Below are 21,287 nucleotides of genomic sequence, written 5' to 3'. Positions count from 1 at the left end.
AAGTAGAAATAGCATATATTTGCAGCATTGCAAAGTTGAGATAGCAATATAACAGTTGAAATCAACAAAACTAGAATCTAAATTCAATACTGTCGAATATGGAAAGAAAAAGAGTTTACACGTTCGGAAATGGAAAAGCCGAAGGTAAGGCAGATATGAGAAATCTGCTGGGTGGTAAAGGCGCTAACCTTGCCGAGATGAATCTGATTGGTGTACCGGTTCCTCCGGGATTCACGATTACAACAGAAGTTTGTATAGAGTATTACGAGTTAGGCAAAGATAAAGTCGTAGAGTTGCTGAAAGCGGATGTTGAGAAGGCGATCGCTAATATCGAAACGTTAATGAACTCTAAGTTCGGTGATGTTGCCAATCCTCTGTTAGTTTCAGTTCGCTCCGGTGCCCGTGCGTCCATGCCAGGTATGATGGATACGATATTGAACCTTGGCTTGAACGACGAGGTAGTGGAAGGCTTGTCTCGTAAGACGGGCAACGCTCGTTTCGCTTGGGATTCCTATCGTCGTTTCGTTCAAATGTACGGAGATGTCGTATTAGGCATGAAACCGACAAGCAAAGAGGATATCGATCCGTTTGAGGCGATCATCGAGGAAGTAAAGAAAGCGAAAGGCGTTAAGTTAGATAACGAGCTTGACGTTGAAGACTTGAAAACATTGGTCTCTAAATTTAAGGCAGCCGTTAAGGCCCAGACCGGACAGGATTTCCCGACTTGCGCTTATGAGCAATTGTGGGGCGCTATCTGTGCCGTGTTCAATAGCTGGATGAATGAGCGTGCTATCCTGTATCGTAAGATGGAAGGTATTCCAGACGAGTGGGGAACGGCGGTTAGCGTACAAGCCATGGTATTCGGTAATATGGGCGATACTTCCGCTACAGGCGTTTGTTTCTCTCGTGACGCGGGTAATGGTGAGGACTTGTTTAATGGCGAGTACTTGATTAACGCTCAAGGTGAGGATGTTGTAGCAGGTATCCGTACCCCGCAACAGATCACGAAGATCGGTTCACAACGTTGGGCTGAACGTGCCGGAATCTCAGAAGAAGAACGTATCGCTAAATATCCGTCCATGGAAGAAGCCATGCCGGAAATCTATAAGCAATTAGACGCTATCCAAGAGAAATTGGAAGATCATTATCGGGATATGCAAGATATGGAATTTACCGTACAAGAGGGTAAACTTTGGTTCTTGCAAACCCGTAACGGTAAACGTACCGGTGCCGCTATGGTGAAAATCGCTATCGACTTATTGCATCAAGGTATGATTGATGAGAAAACAGCGTTGAACCGTATCGAGCCGAATAAATTAGATGAGTTGCTTCACCCTGTATTCGATAAAAAAGCCGAGAAACTGGCGAAAGTGTGGGTAAAAGGTTTGCCGGCTTCACCGGGTGCCGCTACCGGACAGATCGTATTCTTCGCTGATGATGCCGCTAAATGGCATGCCGATGGCAAAAAGGTTGTCATGGTCCGTATTGAGACTTCTCCGGAAGACTTGGCCGGTATGGCTGTCGCAGAAGGTATCCTTACCGCTCGTGGAGGTATGACATCTCATGCCGCTGTTGTAGCTCGTGGTATGGGGAAGTGCTGCGTATCCGGTGCTGGTGCCTTGAACATCGATTATAAGAATAAGACTGTAGACGTTGATGGCGTGACTTTGAAAGAAGGTGATTATATCTCTATCAATGGTACGACCGGAGAAGTCTATGTCGGACAGGTTGAGACAAAAGCCGCTGAGTTATCAGGTGATTTCGAGGAGTTAATGGCTTTAGCCGATAAATATACAAAATTACAAGTTCGTACAAACGCTGATACGCCTCACGACGCTTCGATCGCTCGTAGCTTCGGTGCCGTTGGTATTGGCCTTTGCCGTACGGAGCATATGTTCTTCGAGGGTGAGAAGATCAAAGCTATGCGTGAGATGATCTTGGCCGAGGACGCTGAAGGTCGTAAGAAAGCGTTGGCGAAGATCCTTCCTTATCAGAAAGAGGACTTTAAGGGTATCTTCAAGGCTATGGCCGGATGTCCTGTTACCGTTCGTTTGCTCGATCCTCCTTTGCATGAGTTCGTTCCTCACGATTTGAAAGGTCAAGAGGAAATGGCTGAGACTATGGGCGTGTCCGTTAAGGAGATCCAAAAACGTGTGGAATCTCTTTGCGAGCATAACCCGATGTTGGGTCACCGTGGTTGCCGTCTAGGTAATACATATCCGGAAATTACGGAAATGCAGACTCGGGCCATTTTAGGTGCCGCTTTGGATTTGAAGAAAGAAGGTATTGAGGCTAAACCGGAAATCATGGTACCATTAACAGGTATCTTATATGAATTCAAGGAACAAGAGAAGGTGATCCGTACCGCGGCCGAAGAGCTATTCAAGGAAGTTGGCGATCGTATCGAATTCAAGGTAGGTACGATGATCGAGATTCCTCGTGCGGCATTGACAGCGGATCGTATCGCTTCCAGCGCTGAATTCTTCTCATTCGGAACGAATGACTTGACTCAGATGACATTTGGTTACTCTCGTGACGATATCGCTTCCTTCTTACCGGTTTACTTAGAGAAGAAGATTTTGAAGGTCGATCCGTTCCAAGTACTAGACCAAAATGGTGTAGGACAGCTGGTTCGTATGGCAACTGAGAAAGGTCGTGCCATCCGTCCGGATTTGAAATGTGGTATTTGCGGCGAGCATGGTGGTGAGCCTTCTTCCGTTAAGTTCTGCCATAAAGTTGGCTTGAATTACGTATCATGTTCACCTTTTAGAGTGCCCATCGCTCGTATCGCGGCGGCGCAAGCGGCTCTAGAAGACTAATCAAGGGGTTGATTTTTAATAGTTTAAGCACACGATAGACAGGAGGGTGGATTGAGTGATCAATCTACCCTCTATTTTTTTATAGTCATATGGTATAATCTTATATATCAGGATATTGAAGTGGTGGGGAAGGCAACAAAACGAACGATTAATTCATTCGTTTTTTATGGCTAAACCCTCTTTTTGCATAAATATAATGAGAACGGATATATATGAAAACGACATTAGGCATAGAGTTCGAGCCTTTTTTTCCTCAGATAAGTCATCGTGCCAAGATCGGCTGCGCAAAGTATGATTTGTCCACTGGGGAAGGAGTGGCGATGGAACAATGGTATCTGAATATGGGTGAAGTTCCGGGAACTCCATTGAGCCAGATAGTAGGCATATATTCCAATGTCAAGCCAGAAGACCGTGAATGCTTGAAAACTTCCTTGAGCCGACTTGTCCATGGAGAAACTGATCATGATCAAGGGGAAGTCCGGGTCAGGGATGGCGAGGGATGGAAATGGGTTCGTCTGGATATAATGGAGGCGGGTCTGGAGAAATCAAGCCCCATCCTATTACTGATGAATTATGATATATCTGAACTGAAAGCGATGGAAGAACGAATGCTGAAGGCCGAGAAATCAGAGCGTTTGAAATCCTCCTTTTTGGCAAACATCAGCCATGAGATCCGCATGCCATTAAACGCTATTGTCGGATTCTCTTCTCTTTTAGGGGATGAAGAGGATGGTGAGCTAAGACAAGAGTATATTAATCTTATTCAGACCAATAATGAGTTATTATTGGGTATCGTTAATGATGTATTGGATCTGGCTAAGCTCGAGTCTGGTACCATGACCTTTGATTTCATGGAATTTGATCTAAGACAACTTATTGTAGAAACGGTAGCTTCTTTCCAGATCAAAGTACCGAGAGGGGTAGCTTTGACCTATCCGGAATCTTTGGATTCCTTTTTATTACGCTCCGACCGTATCCGTTTGAAACAAGTTCTTGGCAATTTTATAACAAACGCAATTAAGTACACCTCTATAGGTAGCATCATCTTGTCATATCAAGCCATGGAGAACGAGGTTCTTTTATCCGTGACCGATACGGGGGAAGGAATGTCGGAGGAAATAAAACTTCATGTGTTCGATCGTTTTTATAAAGGACGAAACCAAAAGCAAGGCATAGGGCTTGGACTTTCTATCTGCCAAAATATAATTGAAAGGCTGGGAGGGCGTATCGGTGTCTCTTCTGAGCAGGGAAAAGGCTCTTGTTTTTGGTGCACTTTACCAATCTTTCCCCCAAAAGATACCTATTAAATAAAGAAAATACCGTATATTTGTTTTTGAAAGAGAAACGAAAAAACAATTTCTACGTATGGAGCGGTATTTAATTATAAAAACAAGGGATGAGTTGTTGCGCATTAAGATTGGTCAGATCCTTTATTTTGAAGCAGACAGGAACTATACGAAACTATTGTTGTCAAATGGCATCCAATTTACCTTCGCTATAAATATCGGAAAAATAGAAGAGATCTTAGAGAAGCAGGTCGCTGGTTGTAACAAGATATTAATGCGTGTCGGAAAAAGTCATATCATAAATAAAAATCATATCTTACAAATAAATCTCCCTAAGCAGCGTTTATTATTATTGACGGAAGAGGGTAAGCCTAAAGAGTTGGTAATATCCAAGGATCCGTTGAAAGTGCTGAAAGATAATCTTGAGAAGGAGATGGGAAAGCCTCAAGAGGAAGAGGAAAAGGAATAAGACTATGATTATAAAGATAGGAAAAGCAAAAGACAACGATTTTATTGCAAACGATCCTCATGTAAGCCGCCATCATGCCCGTCTGATACGTGAGGATGGTGGCAACTTATTATTGGAGGATACGGGATCTACTAACGGTACGTTCGTGAATGGAGCCCAGATCGTAAAGAAACGTGTTACTCCTACGGATCATATTCGCTTGGGGGATAGCTATGTCTTAAATCTTTCCGAGGTGCTTAAATACAATAATGATTATAGCGATGAATTTGCCGCATTGAAAAAAGTCTACGATGATTATATTCAAGCAAAAGTTAAGATTCAATCCTCTAATCAGTTTAAGACCAGATTATTTCAATCCTTACCATTTGCTTTGCCCGGAATAGTGGGGGTCGTGATAGGCTTCTTAGGGAAAGGTAGCCCGGAACTATTCGGCATCAGCCTCCTGATAACGATTTGTGCCCCTACGGTAGGAATCTATCTAGGAGCCAAGCAGTCGGCCAAGATTCCCCAGCAATTGCAGGATATCGCCAATCAATTTAAGATAGACTATGTTTGTCCGAAATGTGGGACATTCTTAGGTGAGATCCCTTGGGAATCATTGAAAAACCGAAAGCAATGCCCAGTTTCTTCCTGTAAGGCCAAATGGGTGAGAGAATGAGCCTTTTCTTTTCGTATAGTAAAACAGCCTCTTTTGTACATGAAACCCAAATGTTTGATTATAAGAGAGAATAACAAGTTTATTAATCCATTGCTTTTTGTACTTTTGTTTTCGGAATATTAATATATTAGGAACAAAGGTTATGCAAGAAGAGGAATATACATTCGTAACTTTAGACGGCAATGACGTCATGCCAGCGGATGCTGTCATAATAGACGTGGAAGGAGGAGGTGTCGACCTAGGCGATGCCATAGTTATAGACGATAGTAGCATCGAGTCTTTCGATCATTCAGACTTTATAACCTTGGCGGACGATACGGTTATGCTTTCCGATACAGATATGATGGATCTGTACTCTACGGATATGGATGGCGCAGATATTTCGTTTATCGTATGATCGCGGTTAAATGTCCACATTGCCATGTAGGATTAAAGGTAGACGAGGGGAAGATTCCCCTCGGCATTACCTCCTTTAAGTGTCCGAAATGCAAAGAGCCTATTCCTTTGTCCTTATTATCCGAGAAAAGTAATCATCAGGAAGTCGATTCCGATACGATTTTAGTGACACCTGTCAAGACTGGAATCGGCAGACTGACGGTTCTTCCAGACGGCGATACACCTGAACAAGCGTTTCCTCTTCACGAAGGGAAGGTTGTCATTGGCCGGAAGTCGAACGCCTCACAAGCTACGATGCCAATTATCACGGCTGATCGCACGATGAGTCGCGAGCATATTTGCATTGAGGTGAAAAAAGATTCAAAAGGTGGATATAAACATTTCCTTACCGACAATAATAGTAAAAACCATACGTTATATAATAACAGTTACCTAGAGAATGGCGAGGTGGTCGTGCTCAATGATAATGACGAGATTATTATTGGTCGCACCGTCTTACGTTTTAATGAATAAAACTCATTTGTTATGATTATAACGATCGGTAAGCCATGTGCTATTACGGAAAAAGGAGGCAGATCGAATAACGAGGATTCCATTTACCCGCTTCCCGAACAAGTGACCCTTGACCAAAAATTGTTTATGGTTTGCGATGGTGTGGGTGGAGCCGAGAAAGGGGAGGTAGCCAGCTCATTAGCTTGCGAGTCCATACAAACTTTCTTTTCTACGTTCCTAAAGGATGATCCCACGCCTGAGTTTATCCATAAAGCCGTACATTATGCGGAAGTCTGTTTCGACTCCTATGTTCAAGAGCATCCGGAAGCGATGGGTATGGCTACTACGCTCACCATGGCCTATATCGCTTCTTCCGGAATCGTATTGGCTCATATCGGAGATAGCCGGATCTATCATCTGAGGAAGGGGGAGATTTTATATCAAACAGAAGATCATTCATTGGTAAATTCATTGGTTAAATTAGGTAAGATCACTCCGGAAGAAGCGTTAACCCACCCCCAGCGGAATGTGATTATCCGGGCTATACAAGGCACTCATACTCCAACAGAAGCGGACATTATTACCTTGAACGATATTCAACCCGACGATTTCCTCTTTCTTTGTACGGACGGGGTTCTTGAAAGACTGAAGAATGAAAAGATCGCAGAGATATTTAATGGTCGTTTATCTGTTCCGGAAATAAAGGACGCCCTCATGGAAGCCTGTGACGGCAAGACCCGGGATAACTTTTCTTTTTATATCATACCTATTCAAAAAGTGGAAGATAGCATGGGTTTTAAGCAAAATATTCTCTCTTTTCTTTATTCTTTTATATAAATAACGTACTTTTGGCAGATTAAATGGAATTATTCAAGGTTATGAATCTGCCAGACGGACATCTTCTTCAAAACGGAAAATACAGACTTACTCATGTGGTTGGTCAAGGTGGTTTTGGCATAACCTACAGAGGAGTTTGGTACACAGAAGTTAAAGGATCTTTAGGTACCGTAAAGACGGAGGTCCCTATCTGTGTCAAGGAATATTTCTTCAAGGATTATTGTTATAGAGAACCCGGTTCTCAAGCCGTAAAAGTACATTCGGAGACGGGAAAGGTCTTATTTAACAAGTTCAAGGAAAAACTGATCAAAGAGGCAAAGATCCTATCGGAAGTTCACCATCCCTATATAGTAAACGTGTTGGAGGTTTTCGAGGAAAACAATACGGCTTATATTGCCATGGAGTATATTTCCGGCTTCTCGCTAAAATATATGCTTGAGAAAAACGGGATATTGCCCGAAGCTACGGTCCTTAAATATGTACGGCAAATTGGCGAGGCGTTACAATTCGTTCATGATAAGAGTATCTTGCATCTGGATATCAAGCCTAGCAATATCTTGATCGATAAGAACGGGAACGCCCGCTTGATCGATTTCGGAGTCAGCAAACGTTACGATATCGAGCAGGAAGAGACCAGCACTACGATGTTAACCCTTTCTAAAGGATTCGCATCCATAGAGCAATACGATAACGAAGGAACACAAGTGTTCTCGCCCCGTCCGGATATTTATTCCTTGGGAGCCACGATGTATAATCTGTTAACGGGAACAATCCCTACAGAATCTATACTACGTGCCGCACGTCCTTTGCGAAACCCCTCTGAAATCAATGCGGCGATCAGCCCGAAAACAGAGGCTGTTATCATAAAAGCGATGCAAATCATTCCTGCGGATCGCTTTGAGACGGTGGGCGAGATGTTGGCGTCTTTGGATTTTTCTCAAGCGGAAAAGGAAGTTCAGGTTGTCCCAAGTCCATCTCTCGAGATTGTGAATGAGGAAACAACGGTGGTTTATTCATCACCTGTAGATTCTAAATTAGTAGGATCGGATGATGAAGAGACTGTTGTCAATGTGGCTAATCCACCTACCGTGGAGCCAATAACAGAAAAGAATAATTCCAGAAAGAAAATAATTCCTATCGGAATCGCTATATTTGTCGTTGTAGGATCCGCTACAGCTCTTTTAGTGCATAGCAATAGGCCCACAAAAGAGGTTGTCGAGAGTATTGATTTACCTTCAGCTGTGGAGCCGGATAGCAATGTCTCAAAAGAAGTAGAAATGCCAGATCACCCAGTTTTACATACGGAACCTCCTATCTCTGAGATAAAGGAAGCGGAGAAACAAGAGCCTCAAGTGGAAGAGAAACGACCTATGGAAACAGAGCATACGATAGAAGAGAATGTTCTCCCGGATCAGCCATCGGAAAATGAGATGAATGAGAAATATAACTCGTTAATCGCCTCCGGTAAGGAAAAAATGGCCAAAGCTGATTATTCGGGAGCTAAGAAAGATTTGTCGGAAGCAAAGGATACGAAACTTACGGAAGAGGTAGTCCGGTTGATCATCGCTTGCGATGAGAAAACCGAGGAGAAACGTATAGCGGACAAAAAGGCCCTGTATGAGGAGAAAATGGCTTTCGGACGATATAAGATCGTACGTAAGAAGTCAAATAACAGATACGGGGCGATCGATTCGAAAGCCGAGGAACGTATTCCTTGCAAATACCTAAGTGTCGGTATCGCGGATAACGGCCGGGCATTCGAACGGGAAGACAATTTGTTTGATATTTATAATTCTGACGGATCATTGATTAGCGAAGGCCTTACTTATTATTGATTGTAATATTATGAACAACTAAACATGTATTTACCTATTATATGAAAAGACTTTGGATATTGATGATATGTGCGGTATTTCCCCTCGGACTGCTGGCGCAACAGCGTACGGAATACAACCGTAAGGGAGATGAAGCGATGAAACGTCTTGATTATAGTGACGCTAAAATGTGGTACGAGGAAGGCGTATCGCAATGCGACGCATACAGTATTGATCAGCTGACTACGATTTGGCTTTCCAACGAGCGAATGCGGCCTTCCATGCGTAGCTTGATGAATAAATGTTTAAACTGCCTGACGGTCAAAGCTACGGAAGATGATCCGGATGCCATCTCTAAATTAATCATTTATTATTCGGAAGGTATCGGAACCCCTAAAAGTGAGGAGCTAGCAACCTATTGGAAAGAATACCAAGAGATGTTGTTAAAGCCGGCGGAACCCGAGGCACAACCGATAGATTCTGCGGCGGTATCCCCTAAGAAACGAATGGAGTTTTTTGCGGGATACTCGTATTCGATCGAATCTCCTTATGGAATCACGGTAGGAGGTATGGGGCAACGCTTCGGTTGGTATGTCCGTTTCAAGACGAATATGTCTTTTATGAATTATACGGACGAATGTAATAACCAAGGGCAGATTATTAAGTTCTCTAATTCGGAAGGGGAATCTTATGAGCTTAATACAGGCAAATCCTCGAAGACAAATAGTATAGCCGGAACGGCCGGTTTAATCGTAAAATGCTTTCCGTGGTTATATGCCTCCGTTGGTTTGGGATATGGTGAAAGAGCTTTACTACATTCGTTCACGACCCATTCCTATGAAAACTACGATAGTACACGAGAGGTATGGTGCCGGAATATTGATTCCTCATACAAAGGGGTCGCTGCCGAGGTTGACTTGATGATGAAAATAACGAACTCTGTATTTATTAGCGTTGGATGCAATACGGTTAATTTTAAGTACTTGGATCTAAACGCTGGCTTAGGTGTATTCTTTTAATATTGATTATTTATGAAACATATATACTCACTCTTCTCTATTCTATTTGCGGCTTTATTAATGGCCGGATGCGTGAATGATCCGGATATAGATGGTGGCATTCGAAACGCTAAAAAACCGTCTGTTAAGACAGACGAGATATTGAAGTCCACGGCTAGTTCCGTGACAGTATCGGGGGAGGTCTTACAAGAAAACGGCGCTCCCGTGACAGAGGCCGGTTTTTGTTGGAGCACGGAATCTACCTTTACTGTGATAGAGAAAAATAAAAAAGCCGTATCCAAGCGTAAGGTAAAATATGAGGCTACGATCGAGGGCTTAACCAATGATCTGGATTACTATATCCGGGCCTATGCGATCAATGCGGTAGATACCGCTTATGGAGAGATTTTACCTTTTAAGACGAAAGATGGATTAGGAAGCGTTAAGACCTTATTGCCAGTCAACGTGATGTCTACTTCCGTTCAATGTGGAGGTATGATAACCAAACAAGGGGAAGCCGAAATCGAGGAAAGGGGTATTTACTTAATGCTGAATCCGGAGCCTTCAGCATCCGACTCTACGATTCGTATAGACATGGAAGCCGATTCGTTCTATTGTACGATCTCCGATTTAAAACCGGAAACTACCTATTACGTTAGAGCTTACGCAAAAAGTAAATATGGTGAGTATAACGGGGCGAAAGTCGAGACCTTTAAGACCACGAATGGTCGTCCTGTATTAGATGATAACAAATTCAAGAAAATAGCGACAGAGTTTACCTATGCGGAGTTCTCCATGGAAATAATAAGCGAGGGAGATTCTCCGATCACGGCATGTGGTTTCTGCTTTAGTGCTGATAAATCGCCGACAATAGAAAATGGGGATACGATTATTTGCGGAGCGGGTATCGGAGAATTTGCCGGGAAAATCTATGATATGCAACAGCAGAAAGGGTATTACGTACGTGCTTATGCGACAAACGCTTTAGGTACTACCTATAGCGCAGGCGAAGGTATCCATACGATTCTGGAAAGTGAGTTGCCTACAGTCAATACGAAGGAGGTGTCTACTATTAAAAACGGTACCGCATGGGTAGGAGGAGAGGTCTTAGCCGAAGGTGCCTCACCGGTTACAGAGGCTGGTGTATGTTGGGGAACTAGTCCTAGTCCGGCCTTTGGTAATTGTGAAGGAGCGGTAGCTCTTTCTTCCGGTACACAAGCGTTTACGGGTACGATAAAGGAATTGAGAGGAGACACGAGCTATTATTTAAGGGCTTACGCTAAAAATAAGAATGGTATCGCTTACGGAGAGGAAGTTCGCTTCCAAACTCCGGATATATTTGGAGCAGGGGCAAGGTTTGAGGGAGCTTTCCGGATACCGGGATCTACCTCTTTCTGTACCTTGGCTAATAGCACGGGATTCTTGTTAGGCGGTGACACGGGTAGGGAATACACCGATGAGTTTTGGGGATATATGACCTCTAAGAAAGAATGGTTGCCCTTAAGGTCTCAGCCTGAGAAATTATCGGGCCAAGTATGTTTCAGCATCGGATTTGGCCTATGGACTTTTGGTGGTTTGGATAACACGGGAAAGATATGTGACAGTTTATATGTATACTCCACATCCGATAATTCTTGGAGCGCCGTACAAACAGACCAGCAACGGCCTAAAGGTATGTATCGGGCGGCATGTTGCAGAATGGAAGATCAAGCGTTCCTCATAGGTGGACGTAGAGGTAACGAACTAATCGATGAAGTCTGGACTTATGAACCGAGCGCTTTCGTTTGGAGCAAGAAATCTAATTTCCCGATTAAACAATACGGCGGAATATCCGTTGTAATTGGTGACCGTATATATGCCGGACTGGGGATTATTAATAAAGCGGATCCTTCTTTGGAATATACGACACAGTTTTGGTCTACAGACAAGAACGCTGTAGCTTGGGAAAAGGAGGCTTCGTTCCCCGGAAGGATGCTTTTATGTGCTATCGCTTATGGTAATTATGTATATGGCGTAGACGGGGACGGTTATATTTGGCGCTATGATCCGGACTCTCAGAACTGGAGCCAGAAATCCCAGTTACCAGCGGCTAACAGGTCTGTACATTGCATGTATGTCTTGGATAATTATATCTATATCGGTTTGGGCAATGCCTCTAACTCATTAATCAGTTACGATCCTACTTGGGATAATTAAAGATGAATAGAACAGCGATTTTAGAACAGATACAGAAGAACGTAGAACGGCTGTCGGCTCCTGATCTACCGGAATACAAATATATCCCGTTGCATCAGAAGCCATCGCCTTCAGTCGCTACGTTGCATGAGATCATGCGCCTATTACGTACGGTTATCTTCCCCGGATTCTTTGGTACGGAACAAGAGGCTCAATTAGGCTCTATCCAATATTATACGGGAGTCTATTTGGAAAAGATCTATGATCTCTTACAAGAGCAAATATATAATGGACTTTGTTTTGAGGTAGAGCGTTGTTGTGATTCCAAGGACCGGGCTTCCGAGATCTCGATCGCTTTTATTAACCGGATTCCTCATATCAAATATTTACTGTCCACCGATGTAAAGGCCATCTTGGATGGTGATCCGGCAGCCAAGAGCGTGAGTGAGATTATATTCTGTTATCCGGCGGTCTATGCGCTTTTACATCAACGGGTCGCTCATGAATTATTCGAGCTAGGCGTACCGGTACTCCCGCGTATCATTACGGAAATGGCACACTCGCAAACCGGGATCGACATTCATCCCGGGGCGCAGATCGGAGAATATTTCAGTATCGATCATGGAACGGGTATTGTCGTGGGACAAACCGCCATTATCGGAAACCATGTCCGCCTTTATCAAGGTGTGACGTTAGGAGCCAAGAGTTTTACGCTGGACGAGGAAGGACTTCCGATAGATTTGCCCCGTCACCCGATCATCGAGGATTATGTGACCATTTATTCCAACGCATCCATATTAGGACGGATCACTATTGGCCGAGGATCTATTATCGGGGGTAACATCTGGCTCACCCATAGTGTACCTCCCAATTCCAAGATATCTCAATCACGTGTCGAAGAAAAATTCACGGAAATATGATATTATTTGAAAGAGATTCCGTATGTTTGTGCAAATGACATTACGGTGTTTTCCTTAAATAATAGAATATGACCATGAACAAAGTAAAGACATTAGATGATCTCAAGAAAATGCGTGAATCTCTTCGTGCGTCTTTGGATCTGCGTGAAAAAAGCAATACCCCTGATCAGCTCGTACAAATTAAGGTTTCTATGGCCACTTGCGGTATAGCTGCCGGAGCCAAGGAGATAATGAGTTATTTTATCGAGGTTTTAGACCGGCAGAGAATCGATGCGTTGGTAACTCAAACCGGATGCATGGGCTATTGTTATGCGGAACCGACTATCGAAATCAAGCTTCCGGGTCAGGAACCGTTGGTATTCGGTTATGTCGATAAGGCAAAAGTAGAAGAGATCATAGATAAGTATATCCGTAAGGGTATCTTGGTAGACGGCATCATTCCTGTAACTTACACCACCGTAAAACCCGAATAAGAAATTTAATATCTTACATAAATGGCACAATACACGAATTATATATTGGTGTGCGGTGGCACAGGTTGCCGTGCATCACAAAGCGAGCAGATCATCGAGAATCTGAGAGCCGCCGTCGAGCAATACGGATTAGAGGATACACAAGTGATCCGTACCGGATGCTTCGGTTTCTGCGAGAAGGGTCCGGTAGTTAAGATGATCCCCGATAACACTTTTTACGTACAAGTTCAACCATCGGATGCGGACGAGATCGTACGGGAGCATTTGGTAAAAGGCCGTAAAGTGGAACGGTTACTTTATATGAATCCGGAAACCCGTGAGCTGGTTCCGGACTCCAAGCATATCGGATTCTATAAGAAACAGCTACGAATCGCCCTTCGAAATTGTGGCTTTATCAACCCGGAGAATATCGATGAGTATATCGCTCGTGACGGCTATGTAGCGTTAGGAAAAGCCCTTGTGGAAATGACTCCCGAGGAAGTAATCAAGGAAATCATGGATAGTGGTTTACGGGGTCGTGGGGGCGGTGGTTTCCCGACAGGCTTGAAATGGCAGATTACCCGTAAGGTACAAGCGCCTCAAAAATACGTGGTTTGTAATGCGGACGAGGGCGACCCGGGCGCTTTTATGGATCGCTCCATATTGGAGGGCGACCCGCATTCGATTGTGGAGGCTATGGCGATTAATGGATATTGTACGGGAGCTAACAAAGGTTTGGTATATATCCGTGCCGAATATCCGCTAGCCGTGGAACGTTTGAAAATAGCCATACGGCAAGCGAAAGAATATGGATTGCTGGGCGAGAATATATTTGGGACTGATTTCTCATTCGATATCGAGATCCGGTACGGTGCCGGAGCTTTTGTTTGTGGAGAGGAGACCGCTTTGATCCACAGTATGGAAGGTTTGCGAGGCGAGGCTACCGTAAAGCCGCCGTTCCCTAGTGAACACGGGTATAAAGGTTGTCCGACCAATGTAAATAACGTAGAGACTTATGCGAATATCCCGGTGATCTTGTTAAGAGGCGCTAAATGGTTCAGTAGTATCGGAACGGAGAAAAGCAAAGGAACAAAGGTGTTCGCCTTGGCGGGAAAGGTAAACAATGTGGGGCTGATCGAGGTTCCTATGGGTACGACTTTGCGTGAGGTTATCTTTGGAATTGGGGGAGGTATCAAGGATGGAAAGAAGTTTAAGGCTGTGCAAACCGGTGGCCCGTCAGGAGGTTGCTTGACAGAAAAGCATCTAGATCTTCCTATCGATTATGATAATTTGCTTGCCGCTGGTTCCATGATGGGTTCCGGAGGTATGATCGTCATGGACGAGGATGATTGTATGGTAGCCATGGCTAAGTTCTATCTGGACTTTACGGTCGAGGAATCTTGCGGTAAATGCGCACCGTGCCGTATCGGTAATAAACGCTTACATGAAATATTGCAGAAAATTACGAGTGGAAACGGAACCGAAGAGGATTTGACCCGTCTAAGGAATCTGGCGATGGTGATTAAGGATACCGCTTTATGCGGCTTGGGACAGACTTCTCCGAATCCGGTTTTATCTACGATGGATAATTTCTACGATGAATATCTGGCGCATGTCCGGGAGCATCGTTGTCCGTCTCATCAATGCCGGGAACTTACTCAATATTTCATCAATCCGGAGAAATGTAAAGGATGTACGCTCTGTGCCCGTGTTTGTCCGGTGCATGCAATTACAGGTGGACGGAAAATTCCTCATATTATCGATCCGCAAGCTTGTATCCGTTGCGGTACCTGTATGGAGAAGTGTAAGTTCGGAGCGATTTATGTCCACTAAATTCATTTACAATCATGGAAACAATTAAATTAATCATAGATAATAAAGAGGTGGAAGTGCCGAGAGGAACCACCATTTTAGATGCGGCAAAAAGTGTAGGTATTCATATCCCGACACTCTGTTATATGAAACTGGAGGACTTGCACTACGAGAATAATCCGGGAGCTTGCCGTATTTGTGTCGTAGAGATCGAGGGACGTAGAAATTTAGCCCCATCCTGTAAAATGGAATGTACGGAAGGTATGGTCGTACGGACACATACCCCTCGGGTAATGAATGCCCGCAGGACGGTGATGGAGCTGATCCTCTCGAATCATCCGGCGGAATGCCTGACATGTAGTAGCAACGGACATTGCGAGTTACAAAAGATCGCGCACGACCTAGGAATCCGCGAGATCCGGTATAAGGGAGAAATGTCTACATTTACGATAGATCGTTCCCCTTCTATTGTCCGGAACATGAACAAATGCATCATGTGCCGCCGTTGTGAGACCATGTGCAATACGATACAGACGGTTGGCGCCTTGACTGCCGTGAACCGTGGATTTAACGCGGCCGTATCGACAGCTTTCGAACGGGATATGGCCGGAAGTACCTGTTCTTATTGTGGACAATGCGTATCCGTCTGTCCTGTAAACGCGCTTAGCGGACGTAATACGCAACAGCCGGTCTTGGACGCTTTGGCCGATCCTACTAAAATTGTTATCGCCCAGACAGCGCCGGCGGTTCGCACAGCGTTGGGACGTGATTTCGGGTATGAGCCGGGTACATTGGTTACAGGCAAGATGGTTTCAGCTTTGCGTCAATTGGGTTTTGATTATGTATTTGATACGGACTTTGCCGCCGACTTGACCATTATGGAAGAGGGAACGGAATTATTACATCGCCTAGGTAGTTACTTGAATGGAGACAAAGAAGTGAAAATACCGTTAATGACGAGTTGTTGTCCGGGCTGGGTTAGCTTTGTGGAACAACATTTCCCCGAGTTACGGGATAATTTATCTACAGCCAAGAGCCCGCAGCAAATGTTCGGAGCGATCGCCAAGAGCTATTTCGCCGAGAAGTTGGGAGTGGACCGTAAGGATTTGGTAGTCGTATCTATCATGCCTTGTTTGGCGAAGAAGTATGAGGCTAGCCGCCCGGAGTTTAGCGTGGAAGGTAATCCCGATGTAGATTATTCGATATATACCCGTGAGTTAGCCCGTTTAATCCGTTATGCGAATATAGATTTCAATGAACTGCCGGATGGTGAGTTCGATCGTCCGTTGGGTGAATCTACCGGAGCGAGCGTGATCTTCGGTACTACCGGCGGTGTTATCGAGGCCGCTTGCCGTACTGCTTATGAATTATATACGAAGAAAAATCTGGATAAAGTGGACTTCGAGGAGTTACGCGGGCTGGAAGGTATTCGTAGCGCTACCATCGATTTTAATGGGACTCCGGTAAAGATCGGTATCGCTCATGGTCTGGGGAATGCCCGCAAATTGATCGAGGAGGTGAAGAACGGTACCTCTCCTTATCATGCGATCGAGGTGATGGCTTGTCCGGGAGGCTGTATCGGCGGTGGCGGACAACCGTTCCACCGAGGCCGTATGGAGGTACTTCGCCGGCGTGCTGCCGCTCTTTACCGGGAAGACGCTAACAAACCGCTTCGCAAGAGCCATGAGAATCCGTATATCCAGCAATTATACAGCGAGTATTTGGGAGAGCCTTGCGGACCGAAAGCCCACAAATTACTGCATACACATTACATAGATCGTAAGGAAGTAATCGGTATGTATATAGAAACTGAAAAAAGTAAATAAGCCATGAATGAGATACATTTGCCTAAAACAAAAGTAGCGGAGCTACATGCGATATGCGCTGAACGCAACAACGATCCCGGGGAGTTGATCAATATCTTGCACGCCGCCCAAGGCTTGTTCGGATATTTACCACCGGAAGTCCAACAGGTTATCGCCGCTGAATTGAATATCCCGGTCTCAAGGGTATATGGCGTAGTTACTTTTTACTCATTCTTTACGATGACCCCCAAGGGGAAATACCCCATCTCGGTTTGTCTGGGAACGGCCTGTTACGTGCGTGGCGCGGAAAATGTTCTGGAAGAAATGCAACGTCAATTGGAAATAAAGGTAGGAGAGACTACACCGGACGGTTTGTTCTCCTTGGATTGCTTACGCTGTGTCGGTGCTTGCGGATTGGCTCCGGTGGTCATGATCGGCGGGAAGGTCTATGGAAGGGTTACTCCCGAGAAGGTACGGGATATACTTTCCGACTACTATCTGAAAGAACAATAGGATATAAAAACACAAGCGGTCACATAAGATTTTACGTGACCGCTTGTATAAAATAATGCGAATAATCGTATTTTCAGAAACGACTGATCGAACCGCCCCCCCCGGAGCTTCCACCTCCCCAAGAGCCACCGCCGCCGCCTCCGCTAAAACCTCCGAAACCACCACCGCCCCCCATAATAATAGGGCCACCTCCTCCTCGGTGTATGCGGTCGATGGTACGATTTTTTTTCTCTGTATACCCGCAACTCTTACAGCGGTATACATCTTCGGCCAGACCTTCCGAGAAACGAGTCGCTTCCCGGATCACCTGCTGCCCCATATACACAAAGGTTTTCTTTCCACAACGGGGGCATGCCTTCGGACGATACTTTAAGTATGCGATAAACGCCGAGAAACCGATCATCCCGATAATCCCCACCACGAATATCCACATAAAATCATCATCGGACGAGGAAGAAGAACGGTTGCCAGTCATGCCTGCCCGTTCATAGTCGCTGGACATTAAATACTTGGTAACCGCCATGACTCCTTTCAACATGCCGGCGCTATAATCCCCGGCCTTTAGATCGGGCATCATATACCGCTGCTGGAGCCGGTAGCAAATCGCGTCGGGTAAGACACCCTCGATGCCATATCCCGTCTCGAAAACGACCGAACGTTGGGAAGGTTCCGTCACCAACTGGATCAATAAACCATTATCCTTGCTCTTTTGTCCCAATCCCCAATGTTTGAATAAATCCGTAGCGAACATCCGGGCATCCTGATCCCCGATGCTATTCACGGCAACGACAGCTACCTCGATACCGAGACTATCTTCCACTACATTTAATAATTGATTGATACGTGCCGCGTCATCCGGGGTAATGATACCATCCGGATTACTGACATGGTTCAACCGGTTGGAAAGACGCACGTTCGGAATGGTCTCGATCGAATAATCCTTTGCCGCGAAAATAGAAGAGGCAAAACCAACCAGCAATAAACTGATCCATAAAAGGCTTACCGGACACTTGCGCCTAGATCTTATATTCTTTATCTCACTCATTCAGCGAATGGCTATTAGAATTCTACCTTAGGAGCCTTTTCCGCACCGGATTCAGCGGCGAAATAAGCTTTCGATTGGAAGCCGAACATTCCGGACAAAATATTGTTCGGGAATTGGCGAATATAGGTATTATAAGACTGAGCTACCTCATTAAAACGTTTACGCTCTACTGAGATACGATTTTCGGTCCCTTCCAATTGCGCTTGAAGCTCCATAAAGTTTTGATTCGCTTTTAAGTCTGGATAACGCTCTAAAACAAGCATCAAACGGGAGAGGGCATTTCCTAACTCACCCTGTGCGGACTGGAATTTCTTCAAGGATTCCTCAGTAAGGTTAGAAGGATCAATCGTAGTCTTCGTCGCCTCGGCACGAGCGTTGACCACACCTTCTAAAGTCTCTTTCTCATGCGCGGCGTATCCTTTTACCGTATTTACCAGATTCGGGATCAAATCCATACGGCGTTGATATTGGTTCTCAACTTGGCTCCATGCGGTTTTCACGCCTTCGTCTTGAGTTACCATATTATTATACACGCCTTTCACCCAAAAGAATAATATCGCTACGATAGCGATGATAATCCATACAACTTTGTTCTTAAACATCTTTGCCTTATAATTTATTGATTATACATAATGAGACAAAGCTATATAAAAAAATCGGATTATCCACATAGCGATTGGCGGCTGCTTATAACTGCGATTGTTAGCTGCTTATAATGGGCATTGTAACATCCTTATATTGCCCATTGTTAGAACCTCATACTGGGCATTATAGGAAGGAGCTTGCCGCGATGCTGCGGATGGAAGCCCACCGCATAGATTCTATTTATCTTCCCATAGATAAAACTGATCAATGAAATCCAAGGCTTTTAGGGTACATGTAAGTGAATTGTTCTATATTTGCACTTAATAAATCTAAATAAATATAGTTATGCGTAAAACAATTTATGCTAAAATGACGGCATTACCGGTAGGACTCTGCGCTTTAGCCTTTGCGGTTACCTCGTGCGGTTCTTCCGAATACAAGAAATTTGCCGACAATGAAGGTAAGCAAGTGGCCTCTATCCTGCGGGAAAACGACTGTTTGGCCTGCCACTCTGAAAATGCGCCTCTGCCATTTTACGGTAATTTACCGTTGATCGGTCCCGTAGTACAGGCAGACATGAAGGAGGCCGTTCACTATGTGGACTTGACTGCTATGGTGGAAGCCTTGGAGAACGGGCAGCCCGTTTCAGAGGTTGATTTGGCGAAGGTGGAGAATACGGCCCTAAGCGGCTCTATGCCCCCGGCTAAGTATTCCCATATGCCGATGCACTGGGGAACCAGCCTTGACGACAATGAGAAAGCGGTGATCATTTCATGGGCGAAGAATGTCCGTAAAGATCGTTTCACGACCGAAACCGTAGCGGAAGAATTTAAGAATGAGCCTCTTCAGCCTCTAATGAAGAGCTTGCCTACAGATCCGGCGAAGGTAGAGTTGGGTTTTGCTCTGTATCATGATACTCGTTTGTCTGCGGACAATACGATCTCTTGCGCTACTTGCCACGGATTGAACACAGGTGGTGTAGACCGTAAGCAATATTCGGAAGGTATTAATGGACAGTTCGGTGGTGTTAACGCTCCGACCGTATATAATGCGGCGCTTAATTTCGTTCAATTTTGGGACGGACGTGCGGCAGACCTAAAAGAGCAAGCGGCTGGTCCTCCATTGAACCCAGTGGAAATGGGTTGTACCTCATTCGACCAGATTTGCGAGGCTTTAGCGCAAGATAAGGATTTCACGAAGAAATTCACGGAAGTGTATCCGGAAGGTTATTCTCAATCTACGATCACGGACGCTATCGCTGAGTTTGAGAAGACCTTGCTTACGCCGAGTCGTTTCGACAAATACTTGATGGGAGATAAAAACGCGCTTACAGCGGAAGAATTAGAGGGCTATCAACTATTCAAGGACAATAAATGCGCTACTTGCCACGTTGGTGTAAATGTCGGTGGTCAATCTTACGAGTTCATGGGTATCAAGAACAGCTATTTCGATTACCGGAATACAGGGTTGACGGACGGTGATAACGGACGCTATGCCGTGACTAAGAAAGAATCCGATCGTCATAAGTTCAAAACCCCGACACTTCGTAACGTGATGCTGACTTATCCGTACATGCACGACGGAACCGTAGCCTCCGTGGAGGATGCGATCCGTATCATGCATGAGTTCCAGATCGGAAAGGAGATCAATGATGTAGAAGTTGAAAAAATCGTTGTTTTTCTAGGAACTTTGAACGGAGAATATAATGGAAAAATGCTTCAATAATTGATTAAAAAAGGTACATGTCCTTCCGCTTGTTCTACATATTACTTATATTTGCCGCAGTTAAGTGTGGAGAAGGAATATGGGCACAGGAGGAAGGACTTGCTTCGTATTACCATCATCGTTTCCACGGCAGGAAATCATCCAGTGGAAGGGTTCATGATAAAGAAGAATTAGTCGCCGCGCATCGTACGTATCCTTTTGGTACTTTTTTAAGAGTCACGAACTTGGAGAATATGAAAAGTACCATTGTATGCGTAACGGATCGTGGACCTCGTTATAGAAAACGAATCATTGATGTATCAGCGAGCGCCGCCGAGATATTGGATTTTATCGATAAAGGTGTCGCTAAGGTACGGATAGAAGTCGTTCCCGGCCCCTTAGACCTCCGCTATCTGGACTTGATCTATCCTAAGATTCCTTATCTGGATATAGATTATTTACGTCCGGATCCACCTTATAGGGTGAAATTCACGAAATAAATTTAAT

The 21,287-nt window shown here is 44.7% G+C and carries 19 protein-coding genes; 17 read left to right on the top strand and 2 right to left on the bottom strand.

Going from position 1 to position 21,287, the window contains the following annotated elements; all coding sequences use genetic code 11:
• The first annotated feature begins 98 nt into the window (after positions 1-98).
• The 15 genes from ppdK (at position 99) to DWX84_RS03455 (ending at position 17,446) form a co-directional block, all read left to right on the top strand.
• Positions 99-2,819, top strand: coding sequence for a pyruvate, phosphate dikinase (gene ppdK / locus DWX84_RS03525; RefSeq protein ID WP_008772196.1), 2,721 nt, complete (start codon positions 99-101; stop codon positions 2,817-2,819).
• Between the two features lie 212 nt (positions 2,820-3,031).
• On the top strand, positions 3,032-4,126 hold the full coding sequence (locus tag DWX84_RS03520; RefSeq protein ID WP_005862364.1) for a HAMP domain-containing sensor histidine kinase: 1,095 nt from the start codon (positions 3,032-3,034) through the stop codon (positions 4,124-4,126).
• A 58-nt stretch (positions 4,127-4,184) separates the two neighbouring features.
• Positions 4,185-4,574, top strand: a complete 390-nt coding sequence (locus DWX84_RS03515; protein WP_005857058.1) for a LytTR family DNA-binding domain-containing protein — start codon at positions 4,185-4,187, stop codon at positions 4,572-4,574.
• Between the two features lie 4 nt (positions 4,575-4,578).
• On the top strand, positions 4,579-5,232 hold the full coding sequence (locus DWX84_RS03510) for an FHA domain-containing protein (protein ID WP_005857056.1): 654 nt from the start codon (positions 4,579-4,581) through the stop codon (positions 5,230-5,232).
• 142 nt (positions 5,233-5,374) lie between these two features.
• Positions 5,375-5,629, top strand: coding sequence for a hypothetical protein (locus DWX84_RS03505; RefSeq protein WP_005857054.1), 255 nt, complete (start codon positions 5,375-5,377; stop codon positions 5,627-5,629).
• A complete protein-coding gene (locus DWX84_RS03500) occupies positions 5,626-6,141 on the top strand; it encodes an FHA domain-containing protein (RefSeq protein ID WP_048927280.1) in 516 nt (171 codons plus the stop codon). Before DWX84_RS03505 ends, DWX84_RS03500 begins: the two co-directional genes overlap by 4 nt.
• 12 nt (positions 6,142-6,153) lie before the next feature.
• The gene (locus DWX84_RS03495) at positions 6,154-6,957 is read left to right on the top strand and encodes a PP2C family serine/threonine-protein phosphatase (protein ID WP_005862361.1); all 804 of its coding nucleotides are present in this window, start codon (positions 6,154-6,156) and stop codon (positions 6,955-6,957) included.
• Between the two features lie 41 nt (positions 6,958-6,998).
• Positions 6,999-8,792 carry a serine/threonine-protein kinase gene (locus DWX84_RS03490; protein ID WP_158556951.1) on the top strand — a complete coding sequence of 598 codons (1,794 nt, stop codon included), beginning with the start codon at positions 6,999-7,001 and terminating at the stop codon, positions 8,790-8,792.
• Positions 8,793-8,833: 41 nt separating this feature from the next.
• Positions 8,834-9,790, top strand: coding sequence for a hypothetical protein (locus tag DWX84_RS03485; protein WP_036629346.1), 957 nt, complete (start codon positions 8,834-8,836; stop codon positions 9,788-9,790).
• 12 nt (positions 9,791-9,802) lie between these two features.
• Positions 9,803-11,965 (top strand): kelch repeat-containing protein, encoded by a 2,163-nt coding sequence (locus tag DWX84_RS03480; protein ID WP_048927282.1) that lies wholly within the window; start codon positions 9,803-9,805, stop codon positions 11,963-11,965.
• A 2-nt stretch (positions 11,966-11,967) separates the two neighbouring features.
• Positions 11,968-12,864, top strand: coding sequence for a serine O-acetyltransferase (locus DWX84_RS03475; RefSeq protein ID WP_005857041.1), 897 nt, complete (start codon positions 11,968-11,970; stop codon positions 12,862-12,864).
• A 74-nt stretch (positions 12,865-12,938) separates the two neighbouring features.
• Positions 12,939-13,337, top strand: coding sequence for a ferredoxin (locus DWX84_RS03470; protein ID WP_044546039.1), 399 nt, complete (start codon positions 12,939-12,941; stop codon positions 13,335-13,337).
• A gap of 21 nt (positions 13,338-13,358) precedes the next feature.
• Positions 13,359-15,149, top strand: a complete 1,791-nt coding sequence (locus DWX84_RS03465; RefSeq protein ID WP_044546036.1) for an NADH-ubiquinone oxidoreductase-F iron-sulfur binding region domain-containing protein — start codon at positions 13,359-13,361, stop codon at positions 15,147-15,149.
• 14 nt (positions 15,150-15,163) lie between these two features.
• The gene (locus tag DWX84_RS03460; protein ID WP_005862352.1) at positions 15,164-16,954 is read left to right on the top strand and encodes an NADH-dependent [FeFe] hydrogenase, group A6; all 1,791 of its coding nucleotides are present in this window, start codon (positions 15,164-15,166) and stop codon (positions 16,952-16,954) included.
• A gap of 3 nt (positions 16,955-16,957) precedes the next feature.
• Complete coding sequence (locus tag DWX84_RS03455) at positions 16,958-17,446, top strand: NAD(P)H-dependent oxidoreductase subunit E (RefSeq protein WP_005857033.1); 489 nt, start codon at positions 16,958-16,960, stop codon at positions 17,444-17,446.
• Between the two features lie 73 nt (positions 17,447-17,519).
• Here DWX84_RS03455 and DWX84_RS03450 read toward each other — a convergent pair whose 3' ends face one another.
• Positions 17,520-18,491, bottom strand: a complete 972-nt coding sequence (locus DWX84_RS03450; RefSeq protein ID WP_005862349.1) for a TPM domain-containing protein — start codon at positions 18,489-18,491, stop codon at positions 17,520-17,522.
• A 14-nt stretch (positions 18,492-18,505) separates the two neighbouring features.
• Entirely contained in the window at positions 18,506-19,093 is a 588-nt protein-coding gene (locus DWX84_RS03445; RefSeq protein WP_005857030.1) for a LemA family protein, read from the bottom strand.
• A gap of 328 nt (positions 19,094-19,421) precedes the next feature.
• On the opposite strand from DWX84_RS03445, the gene DWX84_RS03440 reads away from it, so the two are divergent.
• The gene (locus tag DWX84_RS03440) at positions 19,422-20,801 is read left to right on the top strand and encodes a cytochrome c peroxidase (RefSeq protein ID WP_005857028.1); all 1,380 of its coding nucleotides are present in this window, start codon (positions 19,422-19,424) and stop codon (positions 20,799-20,801) included.
• Positions 20,802-20,818: 17 nt separating this feature from the next.
• The gene (locus tag DWX84_RS03435; protein ID WP_005857026.1) at positions 20,819-21,280 is read left to right on the top strand and encodes a septal ring lytic transglycosylase RlpA family protein; all 462 of its coding nucleotides are present in this window, start codon (positions 20,819-20,821) and stop codon (positions 21,278-21,280) included.
• Positions 21,281-21,287: the final 7 nt, after the last annotated feature.

The organism is Parabacteroides sp. AF21-43, from assembly GCF_003635435.1.
Lineage (GTDB): Bacteria > Bacteroidota > Bacteroidia > Bacteroidales > Tannerellaceae > Parabacteroides > Parabacteroides distasonis.
This window is presented reverse-complemented; position numbering and strand designations above follow the sequence as displayed.